This window comes from Micromonospora sp. LZ34 (assembly GCF_052981855.1).
This window is the reverse complement of the sequence record NZ_JBRIQN010000031.1, coordinates 26,407-50,787: the sequence shown is the minus strand read 5'-3', so window position 1 is coordinate 50,787 and position 24,381 is coordinate 26,407. Positions and strand designations below refer to the sequence as shown.

Sequence of the window (24,381 nt, the reverse complement as noted above, 5' to 3'; positions counted from 1 at the left end):
CTGATCAAGGCATCCCCGCGTCTCCGGCGCACCACGATCGTGTTCGCCCTCTTCCGTATCCCTTTCAGGATCCTGTCCTTCACCGCAGGCCTCCCTTTCCGCCTAGGTCGGATCAGCCGTGGCGATTCCACACCCATCGGGTCGGCTCGGCCCGGCGCGGTAGCGGCGCGGGGCGTCTTCCGGCTTGATCCTTCGCTATCGACAACCGCGTACCCGACGGGCCATCAGGCATTCGTCGAGCCGCCGCCGAGCTGTCGGAGCTGGGTGGGCGCCGAGGTGTCGCCGCACGACGGCCTCAGCCGTCCGCCGTTTTGAAGGTTTTGCCTCGCTGTCCTGCTGAAATCGCGGACAACTTTCAACCGTTGGTTCAACGATACCGTTTAGGGAATGACTGCTGCCATCAAAGACGCCGCCCATGTCGTCGACGCCGCTACCGTCATGGATCTACTCCCGGCCCGGCCGCGACTGCTTGCCTTGGGTGAGCCCACCCATGGCGAGGACGTTCTGCTCGAGCTGCGAAACGACCTCTTCCGGCAACTCGTCGAGCAGGAGGGCTACCGGACGATCGCGATCGAGAGCGACTGCATGGTGGGCGTGGTCGTGGACGACTACGTCACCTCGGGCACGGGCAGCCTCGACGAGGTCATGGGGCGCGGCTTCAGCCACGGGTTCGGCGCGTCCGCGGCCAACCGCGAGCTGGTGCGCTAGATGCGCGCGTACAACGACGGACGACCCGCGTCCGAGCGGCTGCGCTTCGCCGGTTTCGACGGCCCGCTGGAGATCACCGGCGCCGCGAGCCCTCGGCAGGCCCTCACCGCACTCCACGCCTACCTCACCGCCCGGATTGACGCCGACCTGCTCCCCTGCACCGCGGAAACGCTCGACCGCCTGCTCGGCGCCGACGACCGGTGGGCCAATCCCGCCGCCATGATGGACCCGTCCCTGTCCGTGGGGCAGACGCCCGAGGCCAGACAGCTGCGGCTGCTCGCCGACGACCTGGTAGCCCTGCTTGACACGCAGACACCGCACCTGATCGCGGTGTCCTCGCGGGACGACTGGGACCGGGCACGCCTGTACGGCCGCACCGCCACCGGCCTGCTGCGGTACCACTTCTGGATGGCCGACACGTCGCCGAGCCGCCTGGCCTGGCTGCTGGGCGCGCGGGCGTCGATGATGGCCGCCAACCTGCTCGCCATCGCCGAGCGGGGCCCGGCGCTGGTGCACGCCCACAACGGCCACCTCCAGCGGGACAAGAGCAGGATGCGGATGGGCGACCTGCCGCTGGAATGGTGGAGCGCCGGGGCGATCGTCAGCGCCCAACTGGGCGAGGGGTACGCCTTCCTGGCCACGGCCCTCGGCACGATCCGCCACCACGGTGTGGAGACCCCACCTCCGGACACCATCGAGGGGCTCCTGTACGCGCTCCCGGAGGACCGGTACGTCGTCGACGCCCGCCGACTGGCCGCGATCCTGGGCGACGTGACGCCCGCTCCCCGGGTGTCCCCCTGGTTCGGCTACTCCCCGCTGGACCCGGCCCACCTGGCGAGCAGTGACGCGATCGTGTTCGTCAAGGACGCCCCCGCGGGACAACCGTGGTGGCCGGTGGCGTGATCAGTTGATCAACGCCATGACCTGGTGCGCCCGGCAGGATTCGAACCTGCGACACACGGTTTAGGAAGTGTGGACACGGGTGGAAGCTGCTCGGCAATGACCTGGCTTGACCTGCGTCGCCATGCCGGCTCGCACGTCCAGGAGCTGACCGCCGTTGACCCTCGGCACCCGCCCAATCGGGCACGCCCAGCTCCCCTGCTTTTGCAAAGATCAAGACTACTGTCGGCCCACGTCGATGACGGCCGTTGGCCTGCTCGACCAAGTCGGCTGCCGCCGCTCGCCACCTGTATTCGTCAGCCGGCTTGGCTGTACGGATGGCTGTACGGCCAAGCCTGTGCGCACCGCGGAGCGATCAGCCCAGCCAGGATAGGCCGCATGTCTCCTGACCTTGAGCACTCCTCCCGGCCTGCCGGCCAGGCTCTGGCCAACGACTACGACAGCTTCGCCGAGGCGTACGCCACCGAGACCGAGTCCAACCTCATCAACGGCTACTACACCCGGCCGGCAATGCTGGACCTGGCCGGAGATGTGGCCGGGCGGCGGATCCTTGACGTCGGCTGCGGAGCAGGCCCCCTGCTCGCGGCACTGCGCGATCGCGGCGCCATCGTGACCGGCATCGATCCCAGCGCCAAGATGCTGGACCTGGCCCGGCAGCGGCTCGGCGATGGCACGGCCCTGCATCAGGGCGGTCTGGGCGGCGATCCGCTACCGTTCCCCGACGCCTCGTTCGACGATGCCATCGCCTGCCTCGTCCTTCACTAACTAGAGGACTGGACGGCACCACTCGCCGAGTTGCGGCGCGTCCTCGTACCCGGCGGCCGACTCATCGTGGCCGTCAACCATCCCTTCGTCTACCACCTGATCAGACCCGAAGGCGACTACTTCGCCACCGAACAGTGGACCGACGAGTGCACCTTCAACGGCCAGCCCGCCGTGCTGACGTACTGGCACCGACCACTGCACGCAATAGCCAACGAGTTCACCGCAGCCGGCTTCCGGATCGCCGTCGTGAGCGAACCACCTCCCGCACCCGGTGCCCGCGAGGCGTTCCCCGACCTCGTGACCTCCCCCTCGCGGTACATCCTGTGCTTCCTGTTCTTCGTCCTCGAGGCTGCCTAGCGCCACGGCGCGCAACGACCGGGCGCACGTAGCCTGATACGGCACTGGTCGCGCCCTCCGACACGGGTCACGCGGGGGATACCGAACCCGGCCGGGTGCCGATAGTGTCCACGGATCGCACCGCCCGTTCATCCGGAGGGCTCCGTCATGAGGTTCGGACTTCCGTGGCTGCCCCGAACGGTGGCCACCGTGCTGCTTCTTATCGGAGGGGTCGGCGTGCCCGCCGCGTCCGCCTCGGCGGCGCCGGCGGGTGCGGACCTCACTGTCGACCTGGCCGGCGCGACGATTCCGCTGGGGGTCACGAAGAAGACGCTTCACCTGAAGATCAGCAACCGGGGCGACGCGACCCCGACCCGGGTCGTCGTCCGGGTCGACGCGTCGGAGCTGGATAGGTTCGATTTCAGGATCATGCTCTGGCCGACCGGCGGGCCGCGTGACTGCGACGGCGATGTCTCCGGCTGGTACTGCGACCTGCTGCCGGATCAGCTTCCGGCGCCGGGCGAGACGGTGGAGCTTCCCATCCTCGCCACCGTCCAGACCGGAGAGCCTCTCTCGGGCCGGATCAAGGTGACGGTCGAGGTCAAGCCGGTCGACACGTATCCGGCCGACAATACGAAGTGGTTCCCGATCCAGGTGGTGGATCACCCCGAAGCCGACCTTTCGGTGGTCGCGCCGGACGTGACGCAGTCGGTGCGGATCGCTGCCGACGGCAGCCTCGCATCCACCGGCACGTTGAATCCGGGCGAGACGGGCGCGGTGCGCTACACGATCGCCAACCAGGGGCGGAAGCCGGTCGATGGCGTCAAGGTCGAACTGCGCGTGCCCACGGGCGCGAGGTTCACCAGGCCGCCGGATGAATGCGTCCTCAGTGACGCCGGGCGTGCGGCGGTCTGCACCTACGACCGGCTGGCCCTCGTTCCTGTCGACCAGGACACCGACCCGAACGACCAGCTCCACTCCGCCGTCGAGCTGTACCACCTGGTGACGGTGTCGGCCGCCACGAAGGCGCCGGTCACGTTGCGGAACGGGACCGTCCGGGTCGAGGGCCTGAGCGACCCGCGGTCGGACCTTTCCGGCCCGGCGCGGAGCGACCTTCCCACGAACGCCGTCGCCGTTCGGGCAGTTGACGTGGACGACAGCGACAACCAGGACGGGTTCGCGGTCGTGGTGGCTGCGAACAGCAGCGGCGGAGGTAGTGGCGGCAGCCCCGGTGACGGTGGTGGCGCTGGTGGTGGCGGCAGCTTGCCGATCACCGGGTCCCAGGCCGGGCTGACCGCCGGGGCCGGCCTCGCCATGCTGGTGGGTGGCGGCGTGCTGCTGCTCCTGACCCGACGACGCCGGGCCATCCGGTGACCCTCGACGGGTGACCGGTGTCGGCGGTGCGCAGCTGGCCCTCCAGGATCCCGACCGCCGGGCCGACGATCCCGAGGGCCGCGAGGAGCGCAGGGCGTTCCGTGGTGGGGCGGGCGGGACTCGAACCCGCGACCGAGGGATTATGAGATCAAGGTGGCTAACCCCCCGGCCTGGACGCATGGGGTCCTAGCAGCGGCGAGTCGGGCGAAGGTGGCGAGGCGATCGGGCACGCAGCGGGCACGGAAGCCCCGGAAGGCGGATCAGTGATCGTTGATCAAGGCTGTGACCTGGTGCCCCCGGCAGGATTCGAACCTGCGACACACGGTTTAGGAAACCGATGCTCTATCCCCTGAGCTACGAGGGCGCAAGTGCCTAGCCTACCTGCCAGCGGATACCCACGAGTGCCCAGGAGTGCCCTCCCGTGCCCACCGGTGTGGGCTGCCGTTGCGCCGACCGGCGGAGCACACATGGAGCATGCGGTCGCCGACCGGCCGGGTTCCGTGCCCGTCTATGCCCAGCGCTGACCACGACTGCCCGGCAGTTCCCACGACTCACCGAGCAGATCCCGAGCACAGCGACAGCAATCAACAGGCCCGAAGGTCACCACCAGGGCGCGGTCCGCCAGGCTCCCTATTTGGAGAGCGAACTTCCGTCCTCGTCCACTCGTCGGCCGCCGCGCTGGCGAGGGAACCTGCCCTTATGGAGAGTGGCGGACGTACGGCAGCGTCCGGGCAGTCCGCGCCAATCCGGCCACATCACCGCAGGTCTGGGACACTATCGAGCAGCATCTATAGCGCCGCGAGGTACGAGCGAGGGCGAAAATCCTGCTCAGCCCCGGCGCGTCCACGTCAGTTCCCCGACGTCCGAGCACCCACCGGAGCACCCAGGAGCGGCGTCCTCCCGTTGCCCGCCTACCCGCATCGCTACGCAGAGTTACCGTCATTGCGCCCGGCGGCATGCCGGATCCGACTGGGTCGCACGGGTAGAACCGGGAATGGCCCTAGTTGACCAAGGCTCAGAAGTGTCGTACTGCGCGCCGATAATCGAAAAGCGCCTCGTGCGTCCTTCGTGACGGGCAGGTCAGGCAGAGACGTGGGGTGATAGCCGTGCCGCCCAAGCGGGGCAAGAGGGTGAGTCCGCAGACGCTGATCGGCGAGGGCGGGGTCTCGATGATCAGTCGTCGCGTCAATGAGATGGGCTTCCTGTACCACGACCGGCGGGTGGACCACGGCATCGACGGGGAGATCGAGCTCGTCGCGGACGGCTGCGCGCTCAACCGGGTCATCATGGTGCAGAGCAAGGCCAGCAACCGTCCGCACACCTTCGAGACCGCCGATAGCTTCCAGTGGACGCCGAAGCCGGAGGACCTCGACTACTGGCTCGGGGGCAACGCGCCGGTGATCGTGGTGCTGTCCCGGCCAACTGAGGACCTGGCCTGGTGGGTAGACATCCGAGCGGAGTTCAGCGATCCCCGGCGACGCGCCGAACGGACGGTGACCGTCAACAAGCACGCCCAGGTCTTCGACAAGTCCGCCGCCCCGGCGATGCTCCGCATCGGCGTGCCCCGCGACTCCGGTCTCTTCCTACCACCGCCTCCGAAGAAGGAACTGCTGACCTCGAACCTGCTGCCCGTCGAGGCCTTCCCGGACCACATCTTCGTCGCGCCCGCGGTCGTGGACGACTACCGCACGGCCTGGGAGATTCTGCGGGACACGCCGGGCGAGGCGGCGGCCTGGATCCTGCACGACAAGATGGTCATCAGCTTCGGAGACCTACGCAGCCAGCCTCTTCGCAGACTGTGTGACGGCGGGGTCGAGCGGCACGATACCGCCGAGTGGGCCGACAGCGACGACGACGATCGTCTGCACCGTTTCGGCGACCTGCTGCGTCGGACGCTCGTCAACGACCGCAGACGCGATGTCCAGTGGCACCAAGATCGCCATCACATGCACTTCCGTGCCACTCACGACCTGGCTCCCCGCGTGGTCGGCCGAGGCAACGGCAGACGGGGCCGTACGGTGTTCGGACCCCACTACTCCAAGGCCGAGCCGGAGCGGGTGAGCTACTACCACCACGCCGCCGTCAACCCGCGATTCCGACGAATCGACGGGCAGTGGCTGTGCCAGCTCGGCATCGACTACTGCTTCAGCCACGACGGCTGGAAGGAGTCGTCCTTCGCCGACGGGCTGCTTGCCGGCATCAAGCGATTGGAGCGCCACCCGGCGGTTCTTGGCTGGACGCGCATGTGGGAGGGATACCTCCAGGGCGATCTCCTGACCGCCGGTTCCCTGCTCACCTTCGGCAGGCTGCTGACATTCGAGGTCGACCGTGGCATCGACGACGACTGGTGGGGGCCGGCTCCCGGTACCGGCGCCGACGACGATGCCGGCGACGACCGTACCGACGCCGGGGTAGACGCGGCGCTACAGCGGGCCGGGGTCGACCAGGACGACCTTCTCTCGTTGCTGAACGGGATGACCGAAGCCGCCACCGCCCCGGCTCGGCCGAACCCTCGCTCACCCCGCCGGGTCACGAAGCGAGTGCCACGTCCCCGAGGCCGCGACAGCCGGAGCAGTGACTGATGCAGATCGACGTTCTCAACGAGCCGGAACTTGAGTTCGGTGGCGGGCAGCGCCACGTCGATCCCCGGTTTGGCATCTCGGCCTACGGTCCGGCCGACCTCGGACTCGAGGGAGCCCCGACCACCATCCGACTCGGCCTCGTCGGGCCCCGAGATCACCTCGACGGACTCCGTCGGTGGGTCGATCGCTGCCGGCAGCCGATCGACGCCAAGGACGCGAAGTATCCACACTTGTTTCCAGCTTTCCCAGGTTGCGACACAGAGGTCGGCCTTTTCACCGCTCTGACCTTCGCCGATCGCAACTGCCGGGAGGTGTCGCCTCGGGCGCTTGAGCAGGCAGCCGGCCTACCGGGCGAACTCGCGGTCAAGGCCATGGTCGACGTCTACATGGATGAGCTGGAGGCGATCGCGGAGGACAACCGGGTCGACGTCATCGTGGTAGCTCGCCCTGACACCCTCGACGACGTGCACCTCGCCGCCCCGCCAAAGCCCGAGGACGATGCCGCCGGCCGCCGGCGAGGTCGTGCCTCCTCGCCGGTCATCGCCAACTTCCACGACCTCCTCAAGGCCCGGGCGCTACGACTCGGCAAGCCTCTGCAGATCCTGCGGCGAAGCACCTGGGATGAATCGACGCCGCCGCCCCCGCGGCGGAGTCGGCAGGACGAGGCGACCCGGGCATGGAACCTGCACGTCGCGCTCTACTACAAGGCCGGCGGCGTGCCGTGGCGTCTCCGACGCACGTCAACCGACCTCCCCACCTGCTACGTGGGCATCTCCTTCTACCGCGCCGCTTCCGCCGACGCGCTAGATACCGCGGTCGCCCACATCTTCAACGAGCGCGGCGACGGCGTCATCGTCCGAGGCGGAACCGCGCACGTCAGCCGCGACGACAAACAGCCCCACCTCCTCGCCGCCGACGCAAAGAACCTGCTGCTCAACGCCCTCGCCGTCTACAAGCGGGAACACCGCACCCTCCCTGCCCGGGTGGCCATCCACAAGTCGTCCCGATTCAACCCTGACGAGGTCGACGGGTTCACCGCCGCAGCCGACGACCGGGAGCTGTACGCCCTCGACCTGATCTGGATCACCAACAGCGAAGACGCTCTGCTGTTCCGGCCCGGCGCCGCGCCACCGCTACGGGGGACGTTCATGACCCTCTCGGCATCGGAGCACCTCGTCTACACCAAGGGCAGCGTCGACTTCTACTCCACCTACCCCGGGATGTACGTCCCTCGGCCAGTCGGCCTCCGTCCGGCCCGACTCACCATCAGCCCACGTGAGCTTGCCACCGAGGTCCTCGCCCTGAGCAAGATGAACTGGAACCAGTCACAACTTGACGGCCGGTTCCCCATCACCCTCCGCACAGCGGACCAGGTCAAGCAGATACTCCGGTTCTGTAACCCGGCCGAGGAGATCGCGACACGGTACGCCCAATACATGTAGGGCACTGCCACGACCTCCGAGGCCCGCGAAACCGACTCGGCCACGCGCCCGTGCACCGTGGCCGGCTATGCGAGCCACGGACGGCTATCCGGCCCTCGGTCGTCTGTTCGAAGACCGCGCCAAGGTGGCCGGATCCTCCGCCGAAGTACGCGGATCGGGGCTGGGACAGCGCCGCGAGCATGGCGGGTTCGGTGCGGGCGATCTCGTCGTAGAGGTCGCGTCCGTCGACCAGATGACTACGTCCACCGGTCTGCGCCGGCCGAAGACATGCCAGCATCAGGACGCGCGGTGGCCGGCATACGGCCGATCCTTCGGTGTGGGGCCAGAGCTCGCGGTCGGTGAAGCCCGCCACGCTGGTTCTTCCGTCGTTGGGCGCTGGCCGCTGGGCGATGGTGGTCACTCCGTTAAAGTCGCTGTCGCGGTGCGTGCGGATTTTGATCAATGACCGGGCTGTACAGAGCAGATCGTCGCGCTCGGCTCCGCCGTGGAAGATCGTGATGCCGTGCGTGGTGAGGCCACTCAAGATGCGAGCCGCGCTGCCCGGGTCGCATAGGTCGACGTGGGGCAGGTCATCGACGTCGCGCATCTGGTCACCTCCGGTGGATCGCGTTGTCGGCGTTCACCATGGCTGCACCTACCGCTTGGTTCAAGTGACGGATTGTCAACGCCGAGGCGCCCGATGTTGAGCAATGACCGTGCTACGTTCCGGACGGTCCAGGTCCTGCGCCAGTGGAGGGAAGCCGGTCGATGAGCTACCAGCCGCACCTGTTCCCTGTCTCCGTCAAGGGCGTCGTAGTTCGCAACGGCCGCGTGCTGTTGCTACGCAACGAGCGCGACGAGTGGGAGCTGCCGGGCGGGAAGCTGGATCTCGGCGAGGAACCGGCGGAGTGCGTGGCCCGGGAGATCGTTGAGGAGGTCGGCTGGCAAGTCACCGCTGGCCCGCTGCTGGACGCTTGGCAGTATCACATCCGCGACGGCGTCGATGTCCTGATCATCACGTACGGCTGCCACGTCGGCACCGACGCCGATCCGGTCGTCAGCTACGAGCACAAGGAAGCCGGCCTGTTCACCGAGGCCGAGGCCGCGGCGCTGCCCATGCCAGACGGGTACAAGAGGTCCGTCGCGACCTGGTACGCCAAGCTCAGTACCCGAGCCATGTAGGCGACCGACGATGCGGTGCGGCGGTTGCGGGGCCATGGTCAGCCGCTGGAGCACGTCCCAGCTGTGCCCGGCTTGCCATGCCATCGCCAGTGCCGCCCTCCCAGTCCCCGTACAGCGCCGTGGCGGCTCGGCCTTGTGGTTGTGGACCACCGATACCGCACGGGCTGCGCTGGCCAGCGGCGATCTCGCGGTCATCATTCGCACCTACCGGGCCGCGACCGGTCTGAGCCAACGACGTCTGGCGGAGTTGCTCGGCTACGACCCCACGTACATTTCGATGATCGAAACGGGGCGGCGGGAGATCAGCGATGTCGCGGCCCGGCTTCGGATCGCCCGTCACCTCGGCCTGCCTGCGCACACCCTCGGGGTAAGCGACCCCGACGACGCCGACTTCACCGCGATGCTCCAGTTCGGCGAGTCGACCATCCGCCTCGCCGCGATCGCACGACAGTCCGGGCACGGCGCCGACGCCGTCAACGAGCTCTGGCCGCTGATCACCCGCCTAGAAAGCCGGGTCGCCGACGGGCACGTCGAGCGGGACGTGATGCTCCTGCTCGCCCGTGCCCGCGCCGAACTCGGCGTCTCACTCGGCTACGTCCTGCCCGAGGAACGCCTGGTCAGCGCCGCCCGCTGGACCGGCCGGGCGCTGTGGCTGGCCGAACACCTCAACGACCAGGAGCTGCTCGCCTTCACCCTCCGAGTACACGGCAACGAGCTACGCAAAATCGAACGGCCCAACGCCGCCGTTGCCCGACTCCGCCGCTCAGTGGAACTTGCGCCTAATCCCGACCGAGGTGCCGCCCTGGTACAGCTCGCCCGAGCCGCCGGCGAACTCGGGGACCCCACCCTGTTCGACCACGCCATCACCGACGCCTGGCGACTGGTCGACGCCAAACCCGGCACAGGACTCACCAGCCATTACGCCCTTTACGAAGTGCACCTGCGCGGACTGGTCCACACACACCGACCCGACCTGGCCACCGACCTGCTCGATCGCCACCGGATGTCCATCACCGCGATACCACCGCAATGGCAGGCGATCCTCCACGCCACCACCGGCGAACTGCTCCTGGCCCGCGCCGACGCATCGCATGCCGAGACGGCGTTCCGGGCCGCGATCACCATCGCCGAGCAGCATCGCCTACCGCACCAAATCCAGCGCACGATCCGGGCCTCCACGTCGCATCTCCCCGCTGTCGGGGAACTCGCGCGCCAAGCGCTGGAAAGACTCCGCATCCCCGAGCCCAACCCGGCCGGCACCCAGTCCCCATAATCGGCATTCCGGAGGCGCGTCCGGCTGCTGCTCCGGCCGCGACCCTGGGGACCCGCTGCGGCCCTGCTCGCGCCACTGCCCGGCGGCATCGGCACGCAGCAGGCGATCGACCATGCGCAGGGCCTCCGGCTCCGCCTCGAACTCCCACCGCAGCACCCTGCCCGTCTCGCTGTCGCCGGCGCGGGCCGTCCAGCGCGTTCGGCGGATGAGCCACACGTCCCGGCGCGCCAGGCGCCCCCAGATCCCGTTCCACCACCGCCGGACCTCCTCATCCGCGAGGTGATCGTACGCATGTTCGAATGCTTGGCGGGGTGGGGTTGGCGTCACTGCTGCGCACATCCGGACGGGCAGGTCACTCGCAGCGGTCCTCGGCGCCTCGGCCGTACGGCTCGCAGCAGTCGGGGCGGTGCCGGTACACGCGCAGGTCGCGTCCGTGCCGGCGGCCGTACTCGGGCGTGATCTCGTACAGGCAGGCCTGCCAGGTGACGGTTTCCCCGCCGCCGGGCACCACCTGGCCGTCACCCGGTCCGCCGCGCAGCAGCACGTTCACGTCCTCGACCGTACGCACCCCACCAGCGCCGGGACGTGGCGTACGGCCTTTGAGCCAACCGGTACGCACCCGAACCGATCTCAACGGCCGGTGTCACAGGCGGGTGAGTCGGTGGTCGAGGGCGGTGTGGCGGCGGCCGGCGCCGACGGTGCGGACGGCGGCGGCGAGGGCGCGGCGGGAGCCGACGAGGACGACGAGTTGTTTGGCGCGGGTGACGGCGGTGTAGAGCAGGTTGCGTTGCAGCATCATCCAGGCGCTGGTGGTCAGGGGGATGACCACGGCAGGGTACTCGGAGCCCTGGGAGCGGTGGATGGTCATGGCGTAGGCGTGGGCTAGTTCGTCGAGTTCGTCGAAGTCGTAGTCGATGGTCTCGTCCTCGTCGGTGCGCACCGTCAGGGTCTGCTCTTCGGTGGAGAGGTGGGTGACGATGCCGAGGGTGCCGTTGAAGACGCCGGCTTGGCCTTTGTCGTAGTTGTTGCGGATCTGGGTGACCTTGTCGCCGACGCGGAACACCCGCCCGCCCATCCGCCGCTCTGGCTGGCCTTCGCGGTGCGGGGTGAGGCGCTGCTGCAGCAGCGTGTTCAGGGCGGCGGCGCCGGCGGGGCCGCGGTGCATGGGGGTGAGGACCTGCACGTCCCGGCGCGGGTCGAGGCCGAACTTGGCGGGGATGCGGGTGCAGGCGACGTCGACGGTGAGCGCGGCGGTGGCGTCGGTGTCGTCGCAGGCGAACAGGAAGAAGTCCGCCATGCCCTCGAGGAGGGGTGGGCGGCCGGCGTTGATGCGGTGGGCGTTGGTGACGACGCCGGACTGGGCGGCCTGGCGGAAGATCTGCGTCAACCGCACCCGCGGAACAGTGGGGGCGGCGAGCAGGTCGCGCAGGACTTCTCCGGCGCCGACGGAGGGGAGTTGGTCGACGTCGCCGACCAGGAGCAGGTGCGCGCCGGGCGGGACGGCCTTGACGAGTTTGTTGGCCAGGATCAGGTCGAGCATGGAGGCCTCGTCGACGACGAGGAGGTCGACGTCGAGAGGGTTGTCCCGGTCGTAGGAGGCCTCCCCTCCCGGACGCAGCTGCAGCAGCCGGTGGACGGTCGCGGCGGGGTGGCCGGTCAGCTCCGAGAGGCGTTTGGCGGCGCGGCCGGTCGGGGCGACGAGGGTGACCTTGGCTTTCTTCGCGGCGGCGAGTTCGACGATGGAGCGGACGGTGAAGCTCTTGCCGCAGCCCGGCCCACCGGTCAGGACCGCGACTTTCGAGGTGAGGGCGAGGCGGACGGCCTGTTCCTGTTCGGGGGCCAGGTCCACGCCGGTGCGGGCCTTCAGCCAGGTGAGGGCCTTTCCCCAGTCGACGTTCGTGAAGTGGGGCAGCCGGTCGGCCCGATCGCCGAGTAGGCGCAGCAGCGAGGAGGCGAGGGACTGCTCGGCGCGGTGGAACGGCACCAGGTACACCGCGTGCACCGGCTCTCCGTCGCCGCCGGGCAGGGGTTCGCGGACGACGCCCTCGCCAGCGGCCAGGGTGTCGAGGCAGTCGGTGACGAGGTCGGCGGGCACGTCGAGGATCTTCGTGGCGTCAGCGACCACCTCGGGTGCGGGCAGGTAGCAGTGGCCGGAGTCGGTGGCCTCGGACAGGGTGTACTGCAGTCCGGCCATGACTCGCTGCGGGCTGTCGTGGGGGATGCCGACGGCTTGGGCGATGGTGTCGGCGGTCTTGAACCCGATGCCCCACACGTCGGCCGCCAGCCGGTACGGCTCATTGCGTACCACCGAGATCGACGCGTCGGCGTACTTCTTGAAGATCCGCACGGCGAGGGAGGTGGACACGCCGACGCCTTGGAGGAAGACCATCACTTCCTTGATGGCCTTCTGCTCTTCCCACGCCGCGGTGATCTTCGCCGTGCGTCTCGGTCCCAGACCGGGCACCTCGACCAGCCGGGAGGGTTCCTCCTCGATGACGCGGAGGGTGTCCAGGCCGAAGTGGGCCACGATCCGCTCGGCGAACACCGGTCCGATGCCCTTGACCAGACCGGAGCCGAGGTAGCGCTGAATGCCCTGGATCGTGGCCGGCAGGACGGTGGTGTAGGAGTCGACTTCGAATTGCTTGCCGTACTTCGGATGGGATGACCATCGCCCGTGCAGGCGCAGGCTCTCCCCCGGCTGCGCACCCAGCAACGCGCCGACCACCGTCAACAGGTCGCTGCCGCGGTCGGTGGCGACGCGGGCGACGGTGTAGCCGGTTTCCTCGTTGACGTAGGTCAACCGCTCGAGCACCGCGTCCAGGACGGCAAGCGGTACGCGGGCGGGAGCGGTCATGCCTCACATCGTGCCGCCTGTCGACCCGGCACAGACACCCGCCCAGCCCCTCGCCTGCAACTCAGGATGGGTGACGGCGTGACTCGCTGGTTACCGGGAAGCCGATGGGCCTTCCCGCCGCGGCACCTCACGGTTCGTCACTACGGGTCAGGGTGGCGCCCTCGCCCCGGCCAGTGCGACCTCGTCATCAGCGGCACGCCGGGGCGGCAGGCAGGGCCCCGGCGGTCACCATCCGATTCGGCGGCGCGGCGCGGAGGCCGAGGCTCGGGGGTGAAACGTCGGAGTTGCGCCGCCGCGCCTTTACAGGGATGACGTTCGATGGCCACGATCGTGAGAGACGGTCATTGTCTCGTCCCCGGCACCGAGGAGGCCTCACATGCGAATCCCACGATTCTTCACCCACCCTGGCCGCGCACGCCGAGCCGCGGCGGCCGCGATGGCCATGGTCGCCGGTGCCGGACTGGTCGTCGCGAACGCTCAGCCGGCGTCGGCGACTCCGCCGGGGATCCCGTCGAAGGCGACGGCGCAGTCGCAGCTCAACGCCCTGACCGTGGCGGCGCAAGGCTCCACGAGCGGCTACTCGCGGGACCTGTTCCCGCACTGGATCACCATCAGCGGCGCCTGCAACACCCGCGAGCAGGTCCTCAAGCGCGACGGCACCTCCGTCGTCGTCGACAGCTCCTGCGCGGCCGTGTCCGGGCGCTGGTACAGCCCGTACGACGGGGCGACCTGGTACGCCGCCTCCGACGTCGACATCGACCACGTCGTGCCCCTGGCCGAGGCGTGGCGCTCCGGCGCAAGCTCCTGGACCACCAGCCGGCGGCAGAGCTTCGCCAACGACCTCAGCCGTCCGCAGCTGATCGCGGTCACGGACAACGTCAACCAGTCCAAGGGCGACCAGGACCCGTCGACGTGGCAGCCGCCCCGGACGGCGTACCGGTGCACCTACAGCAAGATGTGGATCACCGTGAAGTACAGCTGGGGCCTCAAGCTGCAGTCGTCGGAGAAGTCCGCCCTGCAGAGCATGCTCAATACCTGCTCGTCATGACCGGAACCCCGACCGGGGTTCACCATGCTCTCCGCGCGTCGACGCCGCGCGGTCGTTCCGCACTGCAGATGGCCGTCGGTTGGGCATAGGCACGGCGGGGCCGGCTGACCACCGGCCCCCGCACCGGTAGCACTACGCCCGATCGTCGTGCCGTACGAACATGCCAGCCGAGGCGTAGCAGATCCGTGATTGCCGCGGCGGCGACAGCAGGGCCACCGCGTCCCCGGCCTGGAACGCTTTCCGCTGCCAGGCCGGGGACGCGGTGGCTGCCGACACACGTCTCGGCCGCCCTTCCCGGTGCCGCCGACGGCGGGATGCGCCTGTGCCCGAGAGACTGGCAGCCTGACGCCAGCCGCGTCAGCGAGGTCGTGGTCCGGGCACTCGCTTGCGCGTTACCGCCGGCACCTATCTGCCGGGTGGTGTGCACATGCCGTCATCCGTCGTCCCGTCCGACATAGCGGTATACCGGCGGGAGGTCCTCCAGCTCGTCGCGGACGTACTGGTGCTCAACAGGCTGGTTCGGCTGGTCGGCGGCGCCGATGTAGTAGCCGCTCTGCGTGAGCAGCAGCGTCCGCGGCGGTGCTCCCGTCTCGTCGACCTCGACCGGTGCCAGGCGACCGTCGACCGGGCCACCCAGGAACCATGCCTCCACGGCGGGCATCAGCGGCCGCCCGCCGTGGCGCCTACTGCGGTGAGCAGCCCCGCCACCGCCGCGATCAGGCCCGCGACCGCGCTGGCCAGGCCGGCCACCCCGGCCATGTGTTCCGACGCCGCCGACCTCCCTGCTCCGCGTGCCTGTCTCCTGTCCCGCCCGGTCATGATCACGTCCCTTCGGCGTCTGGGGGGTCGCCGCACCTTCCTGGTGGCCGCCCCGCTGGTACGCCGAAGTCTCCGCCAACATGTCTAACGCGAACATGGGCTTCGCCGACTTCGCCGACGCCGCCGACGAGTCCGGCACTTTCGCGGCTTCGAGGGTGACTGATCAAGCCCGTGAAGGAGAGCCCGCCGAGTTGGGCACGCCGCGGACTGGAGGGCGAGGCACAAGGTCTACCAGTACCGGCCGCCCGGGCCGGAGACGACAGACTGACAGCTTGTCCCAGCACGTCGATAGCCCTCGCCGTCAGGTCTTATCCCGCGCCTTGAAGTGGCACCCCTGTTGGCCCGTTCCGACCCGGTACCCGTTTCCCTACTCAGAAATTGGCCCGGCTTGCCGGCGGCGCAGCGTGCGGATCCACCCCTGGGCGGTGTGCCGGGGCACGTCATAATGGTCGGCGACAGCCGTCACATTGCCGGCCTGCTGGTAGACCGCTTCGAGATCGACCGGTGAGCGCCGGTACACCCGTCCCTCGCCTCCGGAGGATCCGCCTTGGCCGGTCCGCTTCCTGGCCTTCGTTGCCGTAGTCGTGGCCTTGGCCCCCGTTACGGTCTTCGGCTTGCCCGCTCGGCTGTGGGTCGCGCCGGCGCCTGACGCCCGGGTTACCTTCTTCGCTTTGCTTGCCTTGGTCGCCGGTGACGCCTGCTTGGGCACCACGACGTCAACCGCACCAGCGCCTTCAGGGTTACTCGTAGCTGGCTCATCCGCACCCGTGGTAGGGGCGGTGGGCTGGACCGCTGTCAGCTCGGCGGCGGGCTCACCGTCGTCAACGGGCACGGCGCCGGCTGCGGGTGCCTCGTCGGATACGGCGATGGGCGGCGTGGCTATCGCCTGCCGCCCACCGGCGGCGGGCGCGATCGCCCTCAACAGCAGATCCAGGTCGACCGCGGGGATCTGGCCCGCGGTCAGCCCGTCCCCCTGCCCGGCGCGTACCACCAGTTCGGTGATGCGCGGGGTGGTGTCGTTCACCTCGACCTTCAGGGTTGTGGTCGCTCGACTGGGATCGTCAGCGGCGATGGTGATGGTGTAGGAACTCATCAAATCATTGCCTCCAATGTGGATACCGGTTGTCGCCTCATGTGAGACGTCCGGCATCGCGGCAGGAACTTCGCCTGTTAACCGATTGGTGTTGGTGAAGAAAGTACCGCAGGCCCTGATCTGCTATTTCAACCCATCACCCAGGTCGGTCGCTCAAGCGGTACGGCGCCGCTTGTTTTTGATCCTGTCGGCGACGGCGGTCGCGGCTTCGTGGTGCAGCCGCTTGACGACGCTCTGGTAGGTGTCGCGGGTGAGTGTGGTGGTGGAGTGGCCGAGTTGGTCGGAGACGACTTTGATGTCGACGCCGGCGTCGAGGGCGAGGGTGGCGGCGCCGTGGCGCAGGTCGTGCAGTCGGATGGGTGGCAGCCCGCCTTGTTTGACGAGTCGGCGGAAGCGTTGGGTGACCGCGTTGGGGTGCCATGGGTGGCCGTCGGGGCGCACGAAGAACAGTCCGGTGTCGGGCCAGTCCTTCCCAGCGGCGAGGCGCCAGGCGGCGCGGCGGGCCTTGTATGCGGTGAGGACGGCGATGGTGTCGGGGTCGAGGATGACCTCGCGGTTGCCGGCGTCGCTCTTGGGCCGTTTCTGGTGGGTTTCGTAGCCGTGGGTGGCGATCTGGTTGACGATGCTGACTTCGCCTTTGGTGAGGCGGACTTCGGCGTCGAGGAGTCCGCATGCTTCGCCGCGGCGGGGACCGCGGTAGGCCATGAGGTGCAGTAGGGGGTGCAGGTCCGGGGCGTGCTCGGCGGCGTAGTCCAGGAACTGGATGAGAAGGTCGTCGGTCCAGACCATGACAGGGCCGGGGACCTTACCGGTGGCCTTCCACCTGGCGACGCGTTCCGGTTCCCACACGATCGGTTTCGCCCGAGCGTTGGGGGTCTTGACGAGGGTGGCGGGGTTCGTGACGCCGCTGACCACCTCTCGGGCGAGGGCGTCGTTGAACGCCTTGCGCAGGGTGGCGCGGATGCGGGCGATGGTGGCGGGTCCGGTGGGTCGCACCCCTCGGACGCTGGCGCGGGTGGCGGGGTCTGGGCTGGCTTTCGCGGTGGCGATGTCGGCGTTGCGTTGTTTGATTTTGTCGATGAGGTCCTCGACGTGGTGGGGGCGCAGCTTGTCCAGGACGACGTCGCCGATGTGCGGGATGAGGTGCACGCGGACGTGGGATTCGTAGCCGCGGCGGGTGTTGTCGTCGACGGTGAGCCGCTGCAGCCAGGTGGTCAGCCAGTCGGCGAGGGTGGGCACCCCGACCAGTGGGGTGTCGGTGCGGAGCCGGTTGCGGACGGTGTCGACGTCGGGCAGGGTGCCGCCGGCGCGGAGGGTGGCTTGCAGCAGGTCGCCGATCTCGGTGCGGTGGCGGCGGTTGCGGCCGGCGAGGTCGAGCAACTGTCGGGCGCGGTCGAGTTCGTCGGCGGCTTGTTTGTGGGTGTCGAAGCCGGTGGGGCGTAGCTGTCGGCGGCGGCCCTCGGCGGTGGGTGGGAGTTCGAGTTGGTAGGCCCAGTGGCCGTGGTCGGGGTTCCAGGACCGGTTGGCGCGTCGGAGTTTCGGGCAGTGGTTGCCGAGGGGTTTGCGGGTGCGCGGGTCACGGCATCCGCAGCGTTTGAAGATCGAGCCGTGCGACATGGGTGGGTTCTCCGGGTGGGTTGGGGTGGTGGCTGCCGGGGCAGCGGTTTTGTCGATCGACATGCACGCTCGACTGCCCGCGACGATCAAGTCGTCGCGGGCAGTCGCCGCTCGGGGGATCTACGGTGCGGGTGGGTGCGTGTCGCCGACGTCAGGTGCTGCCGAAGTGGTGAGGTGCAGCGCGGCGAGGAGGCCGGCGACGGGTATGCGGTACTGCTGGCCGGCCTGGATGACCGGGACGGGGAAGGCGCCGGCGCGGGCGAGGCGGTAGGCGGTGTTGCGGGACAGTCCGAGGATCTGACCGGCGGTGACGACGTCGGTGGTCACGCCCAGCGCGCGGACGTCGTCCTCGGTCCACCGTCGTCTGGTCGCGGGTTCGGCTGGCGTGGTGGTCATGGAGGGGGTGCGGGTGCGTCGCCGGTCGCTCATGGCGCCGCGCCCTTCGTGGTGGGCGGAAGGCTCCCGCTCGGTGGTGGCTGTTCTCCCTGTCGGGATTGTCGTGGCGGGACTCGGCTGGTCATGTGGTCGCCTGCCAGCGGTGCGGGCACAGCAGTAGCCGCAGGGCTGCCGCCGCCTGTTGGGGAACGACACCGTTGCCGAGGACGCGGAGTGCGGCGGTGCGGGGCAGGTCGAGGTCGGTGACCCAGCCTGGCTCGAGACCCATGAGCCATTGCACGAACGGTGGTGCGAGGACGGGTTTGCCGTGGCGGCCGGTCTGGGTGGGGTCCGGGACCGGCTGCCCGAGGAGCTGTTCCCAGCGGGCGATCGCGGTGGCGTAGGGGCCCCACCGGGCGTGGTCGGGTCGTCCGAGGTCGGTGGGCAGGCCGGCGATGGTGGTGCGCAGGTCGGGGCCGCCGGCGCCGTGTGCGCCGGGGCCGCGCCCGTCGGACGCGCGGGGGGTGGGCAGCGGCCGGGCGGGGACCTGCACCGCCGCCGAGGGCAGGGTCAGGTCCCCGTGTGAGCCTCGCTGGCCGGGGCAGCCTTTGACTCCGTCGGTGGCCCTGGGGGTGGGGAGCAGGACCTGTGAGAGCGGGGGCCGTAAACCCGGGCCGGCGCGCCGCCCGGGGGTGCCGGTGTCGCTGGCCCGTGGCGTGGGTAGGAGCCGGTCGCCGTCGGTGAGGCCTCGCCGGACGCGGCCGGCGTCGGGGGCGCCGCGTCCGGTGCTGGCGTCGGCCGTGGAGCGGCTGTCCGCCACTGCCGCGGTGGGTAGCAGGTTGTGGCGGGTGCCGCTGGGCTCGACGAGGTCGGGCAGCCCGTACTGGTGGCCGGGGCCCTTGCCGTCACGGGCGCAGGGCGTCGGCAGCGTCCGCACACCCTCGAAGCTGTTCGGCGGGTGCGGCGAGCAGGAACAGCCTGTCGCGGCGGTGGGCGGCGCCGATGTCGGATGCGCGTAGGCACGTCCAGCTCGTGTCGTACCCGAGCGTGGCCAGATCACCTTGGACGACGTCGAAGCCCCTGCGGAGGAGGGCGGCGACGTTTTCCACGAAGACGAACGGCGGTCGAAGGTGGCGAACGGCGTCGGCGACGGCCTGCCAGAGACTGGAGTGGGCGCCGGTGATGCCGGCGCGTCTGCCGGCGTTGGAGATGTCCTGGCAGGGGAACCCGGCGGTGAGCACGTGGACGGGTTCGACCCGGTTCCAGGCGATAGTGCGGATGTCGCCGAGGTTGGGCACGCCGGGCCACCGGTGGGCCAGGACGGTGCGGGCGTGCCGGTCGGTTTCGGCGTACCAGGCGAGCCGGCCGCCGAGCACCAGCTCGACGGCCAGGTCGAGGCCCCCGTACCCGCTGCACAGCGACCCGATCCGCAGGCCGGTGGGAGCGCCATTCAACCCCCCTCCCCCACGTCGTCGCTGGCCGCCTGGCAGGACGAGTCCTGGGGGCATCCGGTTTCACCGTGAGAGCACGTGGGTCCGCCGGAAATCGCGGACTTCTCCGGGCGGCGGAAGATCAGCACATCCTCGTGGGCGATCAGGTGCAGCGGGGTGCCGGCGGTGCGGGCTTTGCGGACGGCCTGGAGTTGAAAGAACGACGGGCGGGCGATGAGGTGCCCGTCGCGGACCGCGGCGAGTAGCGCGACGCAGCGTTCGGTCGGGGTCAGGCCGGCGCGGACGCCGGCGGCGATGACGGCGGAGGGCAGGTCGACGAGTTGGCTGTTCTTGCGCCAGGGGCGTGCGGTGACCACGACGGTGCCGCCGGGGCGCAGCAGGGTCGCGCAGCCGGCGAGGATCTGGGCGAAGCCGTCGGTGAGGCCGGTCAGGTCGCGGTAGGCGAGGTTTCCCTTGTCGGTGCCGTCGTTGTAGGCGTTGTCGAACTTCGCCACCCCGTCGGCGCCGGGCCGGACGAGGCCGTGGACGGTGGGCCCGTAGGGCGGTGAGGTGACCACGAGGGCGACCTGCCCGGTCAGGGCGGCGGGCAGCAGGGACCGCAGTCGGGTGGCGTCGCCGCGGATCACCGAGGCCCGGCCGGTGGCTCCATGGTCGTGGGCGTGGGTGATGTTGGCGTCGGCGATGTCGGACCAGCGGGATTCGTACTCCACGCCGATGGCGTCGCGGCCGGCGTGAACGGCCTCGACGAGGGTGGTGCCGATCCCGCACATCGGATCGAGGACCAGGTCTCCGGGTTGGGTGTAGGCGTGCACGGCGTGGGCTGCGATCGCGGGGAGCATCCTCGCGGGGTGCTTGACCGACTCGGCCACGTACCGGCCGCGGCGCTGCACCGGGCCGGTGCGTTGGGCGGTCGCCCACACCGACAGGCTCTCGTCCGGTCCCTGCATGCGGGGGTGTTCAGCCACGGCGGTCACCGCCCTCCTGCCGCCGTCGCTGCCGCGGTGCGGTGGTCGGTGGCGTGGCCTGGCTGAACACGAGCAGGTCGGCGTGCACGCGCAGGTGCGCGACCGCCCACTGCTGCTCGCCGGCCTGCCGGGCGGCGAGGGTGAGCAGTTCCTCGTCGGTGACGTGGTAGACGAATGCGTCGCCGTCGGTGTCGGCGGCGACGGCGACGATGTGCTGCAGGTAGCCCAGGCCGACCGCTGCGGCGGCGGTGGCCACCGGGGTGAAGTCCTGCGGGCCGAGCGTGCTGACGGTGACGACGAGGACGAGGCAGCCGCCGGGGCGCAGCAGCCGCGCGCATGCGCTCAGCAGCCACGCCAGCCGGATCCGGTTGATGGTGTCGGCGGGGTCGAGGGGCCAGCAGGCCACGACCAGGCTGGTCGCCTCCTGCAGCGACGCGCCGTGCGGCGCCGGGGTGGCCGGGTCGGTGGACGGGGGCAGCTCGGGGTCGGTGAGGTCGTCGCCGAACCAGGCGCTCAACTCCGGCAGGTCGCCGTCGTCGGAGAGCGCGGCCGGATCCGTGCGGGTCGGCGGGGTGGCCGGTCCGATGATCAGGCTGGACGCGTCGGTGAACCATCCCGGGTGGTGCCGGCGCCCGCCGGTTGCGCAGACGGCGGTGAGGGCGTGGTCTCCGGTGAGGTCGACGACCGCGTCGCCGGGGCTGCTGTAGGCGGCGACGAGCCGGTAGGCCAGTCGGGCGCCGATGCTGCGGCCGGTGTCGGCTTCGGTGCGGGCGGTGCGCCACACGGTGACCGGGACCGGCGGGTCGCCGGCGACCAGGTCGATCAGGATCGGGTCGACGTCGTGCGGGTCGGCGGGGTGGGCAGGGTCGTGATGATACTGCGGCGTGTGCTCGCTCATTCGGATGTGGCTCCGCGCCGCGCATGTAGTGCGCTGACACCCTCAAACCGGTGTTTGTGTGCTCTGGCGAACGCCTGCCGTTCTCACAGGCGCTCACAGCGGCTGCCGTCGGGTGCGGGACGCGCCGCAGTGGGAGCAGGGACTGGAGGTTGTCGGCGGCGGATGCGCAGCGTCACGGACACCGTCCGCCATGACAGCGATGTCCGCCGATGACGTGGTGGCGTTGTGCTGATTGTGAGAGTCGGCAGGCGATGTCATCCCCGCTCGTGCCATCGCGCCGGTGGCATGTCATCCCGGTCGTGACCGCGGATGACACGCGCCGCCGACGGGTGTCATGACGCGGCGGTCGGCACTGGCTGCGGCGCCCGGACACTGTGGCGGACGCCGATGTCATGGCTGTCGCCGTGAGCCGCTGTGAGCCGCTATGAGCGGCTGTGAGTGTCACGTCAGCGGTGTCATCGCCGACGCGGGCACGCTTTCCGAGAGGGTCGCCAGCACGCTGTCCAGCAGCCATGACACGCCTCCGCGTGTGTGCCACAGTCCTGCTCAGCGGCCCCGCCACCCGCACACGTTAACGACATCTGTCGATGTCAGAGATCGAATGCCAGACGCGGTGTCATGGCGTGCGAGCGCAGGTCGTAGCCGCCCCGGCCTGCGCCGTGACGGTTTGTGTGCCGGTCGTGGCGTAATCGGCACGCCCGGCACGCCGTGACACGACGGCGGCGTCAATCGACGGTCTTGTCTGACAATGGAGTGGTGACATGAGCGTGTCCGACACGGACTGGCCCGCCTCGCCCCTGGACGCCGCCGACGCCGCGTTCGCGGCGCTGACCAGTGACCCGGAGCCCCTGTCGGTCGATCTTGACATGTTCGGCCCGGACGACGGCCTGCCGACGGGTGTCATGGCGCTGCCGGCGTTGCGGGACTGGCTGCTGGCGCGCCCGCGCGCCTACACGGCGCGTGACGTGGTAGGGCGGGAGTTGATCCGCCGTGCCCGCCTGTGCGGGCCGCAGTGGGTCATCGCCGCGGTGGGGATGGCGATGCCGGCGCTGCGCCGCTACGCCGGGCAGTTGTGCGCCGGCTACCGGGGCGACCCGGACGACATCGGCGCAGAGATCCTGACCGGTTTCCTGGCGGCGCTGCGCGACCACGTGGACGTGGCCCGGCCGGCGCCGTACGCGGCGTTGTGCCGGGCAGCATGGCGGGCCGGGTACGCGCTGCGCCGGCAGGCCGGCGAGTTCACGCCGGTGGAGGACGTGGACCACGTCACGGGGCCGCGCACCCCGAGGGTGCCGTACGGGCATCCGGACGTGCTGGTGCGCCGCGCGGTGGGCCTGGGGATCCTCGATCCCGACGATGAGCAGCCGTACATCGACGTGCGGCTGGGCCGGCGGGCGGTCGAGCCGATCGCCGCCGGGCTGGGCATCACCGCCGACGCCCTGCGCATGCGGCTGGGCCGCATCGACACCCGCATCGCCGACGCCCTCGCGAGGGGCCTGCTCACCGGAGTCGCGTCCCTGCAAGCCGCCGACGCCCTGTCGGCGCGAGCCGAGCGCCGGGCCGCACTGCGCGCTGCCAGCCGACGCCGCGCCCTGACCGGCACGGCGAAGGCGGCAGCCGCGTAAACGGCCAGGCCCTGTGGCGTCGGCGCGGTTGGCCAGCGGCGACAACCGCCCCCGAACGTGCCGCGGCGCCCTCACCGATGCACACCGGTGAGGGCGCGGCGGCGCATTCGGACAACCACGGGGTGACGCCGCACCGGCGCGGCGGTGACCGGCACGACGGAGTGGGCCACCAGCTTCCGCACGGGTGGAGCCTCACACAGGGACCCACAGGCATTCAGCTCACAGCGGGCCGGGCAGCCCTGTGCACGTCGCGGGTGCCCGGCCCGCGTGTGTGACGCCCGGCTGCGTGAGAGGCGAGGGTCGGCGGTGCCTCCCGCCGGGCTGCCCGCCGGCTGTGAGCTGCGCTGTGAGAGTCGCGCCGGCGGTGTGGGCGGCTGTGAGTTGGCCAGGCGTTCGCCAGAGCACACAAACGGCGGTTTGAGGGTGCGGAACCAACACGCCCTGCGGACCGCGGGCGATCAGGTTCCGCTCGCCGTCGGGCCCGGGAACACATCGGGCCGCCGTGAGCCGGACGCCTCGGGTGCCGCGCAGTTTGGTGCGCTGACACCTCATCGAACACACCGCTACCCGACAAGGGAGGACGCGCTCCTCCCGCGGACGCTCCCGTTCGTGGCGTTGTCCGCGCCCGCGCGCCCGGCGGCGGTCCTGACCGCCCGCTAGCGCCCCGCCGCACGCCTCCTCGAGGGCGGCGGGGCCGGAGGTGAACCCCCATGTCCCGCATCCCGGCACGTCTTCGTGCCCTGACCCAATCCCGCGCCGCTCGCCAGGCCGGCCGCGTCGCCGTCGTCACCGGCGCGGTGATGCTGTTCCTGTCGGTGCCCGCCGCCGCGTACGCCGACACCGGCACCCCGGTGTTGGCGGTGAACTCGCTGCCGGTGGTCATCAACAACCTGCGGCTGTGGCTGGTCGGCATCCTCGCCGCGGTGGCCACCCTGTTCCTCGTCCTGGCCGGCGTGTACTGGGCGACCGCCGGGGGTGACCCGGCGCAGGTCGAGCGGGCCAAGGGCGCGTTGAAGAACGCCCTGGTCGGCTACGGCCTGGCCGTCCTCGCACCGGTCCTGCTGCAGGTCGTTCGCGGCATCGTCGGAGGCTGAT

At 70.1% G+C, this 24,381-nt stretch carries 22 protein-coding genes, 1 tRNA gene and 2 pseudogenes; 12 read left to right on the top strand and 13 right to left on the bottom strand.

All coding sequences use genetic code 11. The features are described from left to right. Positions 1–387 precede the first annotated feature (387 nt). The 4 genes and pseudogenes from ACVCAH_RS26790 to ACVCAH_RS26775 all read left to right on the top strand — a co-directional run bounded on the left by ACVCAH_RS26790 (position 388) and on the right by ACVCAH_RS26775 (position 4,083). A pseudogene (locus ACVCAH_RS26790) lies at positions 388–1,611 on the top strand (erythromycin esterase family protein). A gap of 375 nt (positions 1,612–1,986) precedes the next feature. Beyond that, positions 1,987–2,373 (top strand): class I SAM-dependent methyltransferase, encoded by a 387-nt coding sequence (locus tag ACVCAH_RS26785; protein ID WP_447138978.1) that lies wholly within the window; start codon positions 1,987–1,989, stop codon positions 2,371–2,373. Positions 2,374–2,403: 30 nt separating this feature from the next. Next, positions 2,404–2,730, top strand: coding sequence for a hypothetical protein (locus tag ACVCAH_RS26780; RefSeq protein WP_447138977.1), 327 nt, complete (start codon positions 2,404–2,406; stop codon positions 2,728–2,730). A gap of 180 nt (positions 2,731–2,910) precedes the next feature. Beyond that, the gene (locus tag ACVCAH_RS26775; RefSeq protein WP_447138976.1) at positions 2,911–4,083 is read left to right on the top strand and encodes an LPXTG cell wall anchor domain-containing protein; all 1,173 of its coding nucleotides are present in this window, start codon (positions 2,911–2,913) and stop codon (positions 4,081–4,083) included. Between the two features lie 288 nt (positions 4,084–4,371). On the opposite strand, the gene ACVCAH_RS26770 is transcribed toward ACVCAH_RS26775, so the two are convergent. Beyond that, positions 4,372–4,447 (bottom strand) — tRNA-Arg (locus ACVCAH_RS26770). Positions 4,448–5,213: 766 nt separating this feature from the next. Between ACVCAH_RS26770 and ACVCAH_RS26765 the strand changes: the two genes are divergently transcribed. Next, complete coding sequence (locus ACVCAH_RS26765; RefSeq protein WP_447138975.1) at positions 5,214–6,665, top strand: DUF4365 domain-containing protein; 1,452 nt, start codon at positions 5,214–5,216, stop codon at positions 6,663–6,665. A gap of 371 nt (positions 6,666–7,036) precedes the next feature. Then, positions 7,037–8,107, top strand: a complete 1,071-nt coding sequence (locus ACVCAH_RS26760) for an argonaute/piwi family protein (RefSeq protein WP_447138974.1) — start codon at positions 7,037–7,039, stop codon at positions 8,105–8,107. Here the strand turns inward: ACVCAH_RS26760 and ACVCAH_RS26755 are convergent. Beyond that, entirely contained in the window at positions 8,040–8,693 is a 654-nt protein-coding gene (locus ACVCAH_RS26755) for a TauD/TfdA family dioxygenase (RefSeq protein ID WP_447138973.1), read from the bottom strand. The two genes, ACVCAH_RS26760 and ACVCAH_RS26755, sit on opposite strands and share 68 nt — an antisense overlap. A 161-nt stretch (positions 8,694–8,854) precedes the next feature. On the opposite strand from ACVCAH_RS26755, the gene ACVCAH_RS26750 reads away from it, so the two are divergent. Next, positions 8,855–9,268 carry an NUDIX hydrolase gene (locus ACVCAH_RS26750; RefSeq protein WP_447138972.1) on the top strand — a complete coding sequence of 138 codons (414 nt, stop codon included), beginning with the start codon at positions 8,855–8,857 and terminating at the stop codon, positions 9,266–9,268. A gap of 34 nt (positions 9,269–9,302) precedes the next feature. Then, complete coding sequence (locus tag ACVCAH_RS26745) at positions 9,303–10,541, top strand: helix-turn-helix domain-containing protein (protein WP_447138971.1); 1,239 nt, start codon at positions 9,303–9,305, stop codon at positions 10,539–10,541. A 352-nt stretch (positions 10,542–10,893) separates the two neighbouring features. Here the strand turns inward: ACVCAH_RS26745 and ACVCAH_RS26740 are convergent, their stop codons facing one another. After that, positions 10,894–11,091, bottom strand: coding sequence for a hypothetical protein (locus ACVCAH_RS26740; RefSeq protein ID WP_447139016.1), 198 nt, complete (start codon positions 11,089–11,091; stop codon positions 10,894–10,896). Between the two features lie 93 nt (positions 11,092–11,184). After that, a complete protein-coding gene (gene recD2 / locus ACVCAH_RS26735) occupies positions 11,185–13,395 on the bottom strand; it encodes an SF1B family DNA helicase RecD2 (RefSeq protein ID WP_447138970.1) in 2,211 nt (736 codons plus the stop codon). A gap of 376 nt (positions 13,396–13,771) precedes the next feature. On the opposite strand from recD2, the gene ACVCAH_RS26730 reads away from it, so the two are divergent. Next, the gene (locus ACVCAH_RS26730) at positions 13,772–14,443 is read left to right on the top strand and encodes an HNH endonuclease family protein (RefSeq protein ID WP_447138969.1); all 672 of its coding nucleotides are present in this window, start codon (positions 13,772–13,774) and stop codon (positions 14,441–14,443) included. Between the two features lie 433 nt (positions 14,444–14,876). On the opposite strand, the gene ACVCAH_RS26725 is transcribed toward ACVCAH_RS26730, so the two are convergent. Both ACVCAH_RS26725 and ACVCAH_RS26720 read right to left on the bottom strand, forming a co-directional pair. Further along, entirely contained in the window at positions 14,877–15,095 is a 219-nt protein-coding gene (locus ACVCAH_RS26725) for a hypothetical protein (RefSeq protein ID WP_447138968.1), read from the bottom strand. An 8-nt stretch (positions 15,096–15,103) separates the two neighbouring features. Next, on the bottom strand, positions 15,104–15,262 hold the full coding sequence (locus ACVCAH_RS26720; protein WP_447138967.1) for a hypothetical protein: 159 nt from the start codon (positions 15,260–15,262) through the stop codon (positions 15,104–15,106). 59 nt (positions 15,263–15,321) lie between these two features. Here ACVCAH_RS26720 and ACVCAH_RS26715 point away from each other — a divergent pair. After that, positions 15,322–15,708: pseudogene (locus ACVCAH_RS26715) on the top strand (DUF6924 domain-containing protein); the annotation flags it as partial. Here ACVCAH_RS26715 and ACVCAH_RS26710 read toward each other — a convergent pair. The 7 genes from ACVCAH_RS26710 to ACVCAH_RS26680 all read right to left on the bottom strand — a co-directional run bounded on the left by ACVCAH_RS26710 (position 15,630) and on the right by ACVCAH_RS26680 (position 21,661). Then, on the bottom strand, positions 15,630–16,355 hold the full coding sequence (locus ACVCAH_RS26710; protein ID WP_447138966.1) for a hypothetical protein: 726 nt from the start codon (positions 16,353–16,355) through the stop codon (positions 15,630–15,632). The pseudogene ACVCAH_RS26715 and the gene ACVCAH_RS26710 overlap by 79 nt on opposite strands. Before the next feature lie 153 nt (positions 16,356–16,508). Continuing rightward, the gene (locus tag ACVCAH_RS26705; RefSeq protein ID WP_447138965.1) at positions 16,509–18,035 is read right to left on the bottom strand and encodes a tyrosine-type recombinase/integrase; all 1,527 of its coding nucleotides are present in this window, start codon (positions 18,033–18,035) and stop codon (positions 16,509–16,511) included. Between the two features lie 57 nt (positions 18,036–18,092). Then, on the bottom strand, positions 18,093–18,401 hold the full coding sequence (locus ACVCAH_RS26700; RefSeq protein WP_447138964.1) for a helix-turn-helix domain-containing protein: 309 nt from the start codon (positions 18,399–18,401) through the stop codon (positions 18,093–18,095). Between the two features lie 88 nt (positions 18,402–18,489). Beyond that, the gene (locus ACVCAH_RS26695; protein ID WP_447138963.1) at positions 18,490–19,284 is read right to left on the bottom strand and encodes a hypothetical protein; all 795 of its coding nucleotides are present in this window, start codon (positions 19,282–19,284) and stop codon (positions 18,490–18,492) included. Continuing rightward, positions 19,253–19,801, bottom strand: coding sequence for a DNA cytosine methyltransferase (locus ACVCAH_RS26690; protein ID WP_447138962.1), 549 nt, complete (start codon positions 19,799–19,801; stop codon positions 19,253–19,255). The genes ACVCAH_RS26695 and ACVCAH_RS26690 overlap by 32 nt, the downstream gene beginning before the upstream one ends. Further along, positions 19,798–20,745: a TRM11 family SAM-dependent methyltransferase gene (locus ACVCAH_RS26685; protein ID WP_447139015.1), complete on the bottom strand. Its 948-nt coding sequence runs from the start codon at positions 20,743–20,745 to the stop codon at positions 19,798–19,800. The genes ACVCAH_RS26690 and ACVCAH_RS26685 overlap by 4 nt, the downstream gene beginning before the upstream one ends. Before the next feature lie 10 nt (positions 20,746–20,755). After that, the gene (locus ACVCAH_RS26680; RefSeq protein WP_447138961.1) at positions 20,756–21,661 is read right to left on the bottom strand and encodes a hypothetical protein; all 906 of its coding nucleotides are present in this window, start codon (positions 21,659–21,661) and stop codon (positions 20,756–20,758) included. 761 nt (positions 21,662–22,422) lie between these two features. Between ACVCAH_RS26680 and ACVCAH_RS26675 the strand changes: the two genes are divergently transcribed. Beyond that, positions 22,423–23,286 carry a hypothetical protein gene (locus tag ACVCAH_RS26675; RefSeq protein ID WP_447138960.1) on the top strand — a complete coding sequence of 288 codons (864 nt, stop codon included), beginning with the start codon at positions 22,423–22,425 and terminating at the stop codon, positions 23,284–23,286. Positions 23,287–23,996: 710 nt separating this feature from the next. Continuing rightward, positions 23,997–24,380, top strand: a complete 384-nt coding sequence (locus tag ACVCAH_RS26670; protein ID WP_447138959.1) for a pilin — start codon at positions 23,997–23,999, stop codon at positions 24,378–24,380. Position 24,381 lies beyond the last annotated feature (1 nt).

Excerpts from the sequence above, each read along its gene's own strand:
- ACVCAH_RS26785 (WP_447138978.1), top strand. The coding sequence starts at position 1,987 with ATGTCTCCTGACCTTGAGCACTCCTCCCGGCCTGCCGGCCAGGCTCTG.
- ACVCAH_RS26760 (WP_447138974.1), top strand. The coding sequence starts at position 7,037 with ATGGTCGACGTCTACATGGATGAGCTGGAGGCGATCGCGGAGGACAAC.
- ACVCAH_RS26755 (WP_447138973.1), bottom strand. The coding sequence starts at position 8,693 with ATGCGCGACGTCGATGACCTGCCCCACGTCGACCTATGCGACCCGGGC.
- ACVCAH_RS26750 (WP_447138972.1), top strand. The coding sequence starts at position 8,855 with ATGAGCTACCAGCCGCACCTGTTCCCTGTCTCCGTCAAGGGCGTCGTA.
- ACVCAH_RS26745 (WP_447138971.1), top strand. The coding sequence starts at position 9,303 with ATGGTCAGCCGCTGGAGCACGTCCCAGCTGTGCCCGGCTTGCCATGCC.
- recD2 (WP_447138970.1), bottom strand. The coding sequence starts at position 13,395 with ATGACCGCTCCCGCCCGCGTACCGCTTGCCGTCCTGGACGCGGTGCTC.
- ACVCAH_RS26730 (WP_447138969.1), top strand. The coding sequence starts at position 13,772 with ATGCGAATCCCACGATTCTTCACCCACCCTGGCCGCGCACGCCGAGCC.
- ACVCAH_RS26720 (WP_447138967.1), bottom strand. The coding sequence starts at position 15,262 with ATGACCGGGCGGGACAGGAGACAGGCACGCGGAGCAGGGAGGTCGGCG.
- ACVCAH_RS26710 (WP_447138966.1), bottom strand. The coding sequence starts at position 16,355 with ATGAGTTCCTACACCATCACCATCGCCGCTGACGATCCCAGTCGAGCG.
- ACVCAH_RS26705 (WP_447138965.1), bottom strand. The coding sequence starts at position 18,035 with ATGTCGATCGACAAAACCGCTGCCCCGGCAGCCACCACCCCAACCCAC.
- ACVCAH_RS26700 (WP_447138964.1), bottom strand. The coding sequence starts at position 18,401 with ATGAGCGACCGGCGACGCACCCGCACCCCCTCCATGACCACCACGCCA.
- ACVCAH_RS26685 (WP_447139015.1), bottom strand. The coding sequence starts at position 20,745 with ATGCAGGGACCGGACGAGAGCCTGTCGGTGTGGGCGACCGCCCAACGC.
- ACVCAH_RS26680 (WP_447138961.1), bottom strand. The coding sequence starts at position 21,661 with ATGAGCGAGCACACGCCGCAGTATCATCACGACCCTGCCCACCCCGCC.
- ACVCAH_RS26675 (WP_447138960.1), top strand. The coding sequence starts at position 22,423 with ATGAGCGTGTCCGACACGGACTGGCCCGCCTCGCCCCTGGACGCCGCC.
- ACVCAH_RS26670 (WP_447138959.1), top strand. The coding sequence starts at position 23,997 with ATGTCCCGCATCCCGGCACGTCTTCGTGCCCTGACCCAATCCCGCGCC.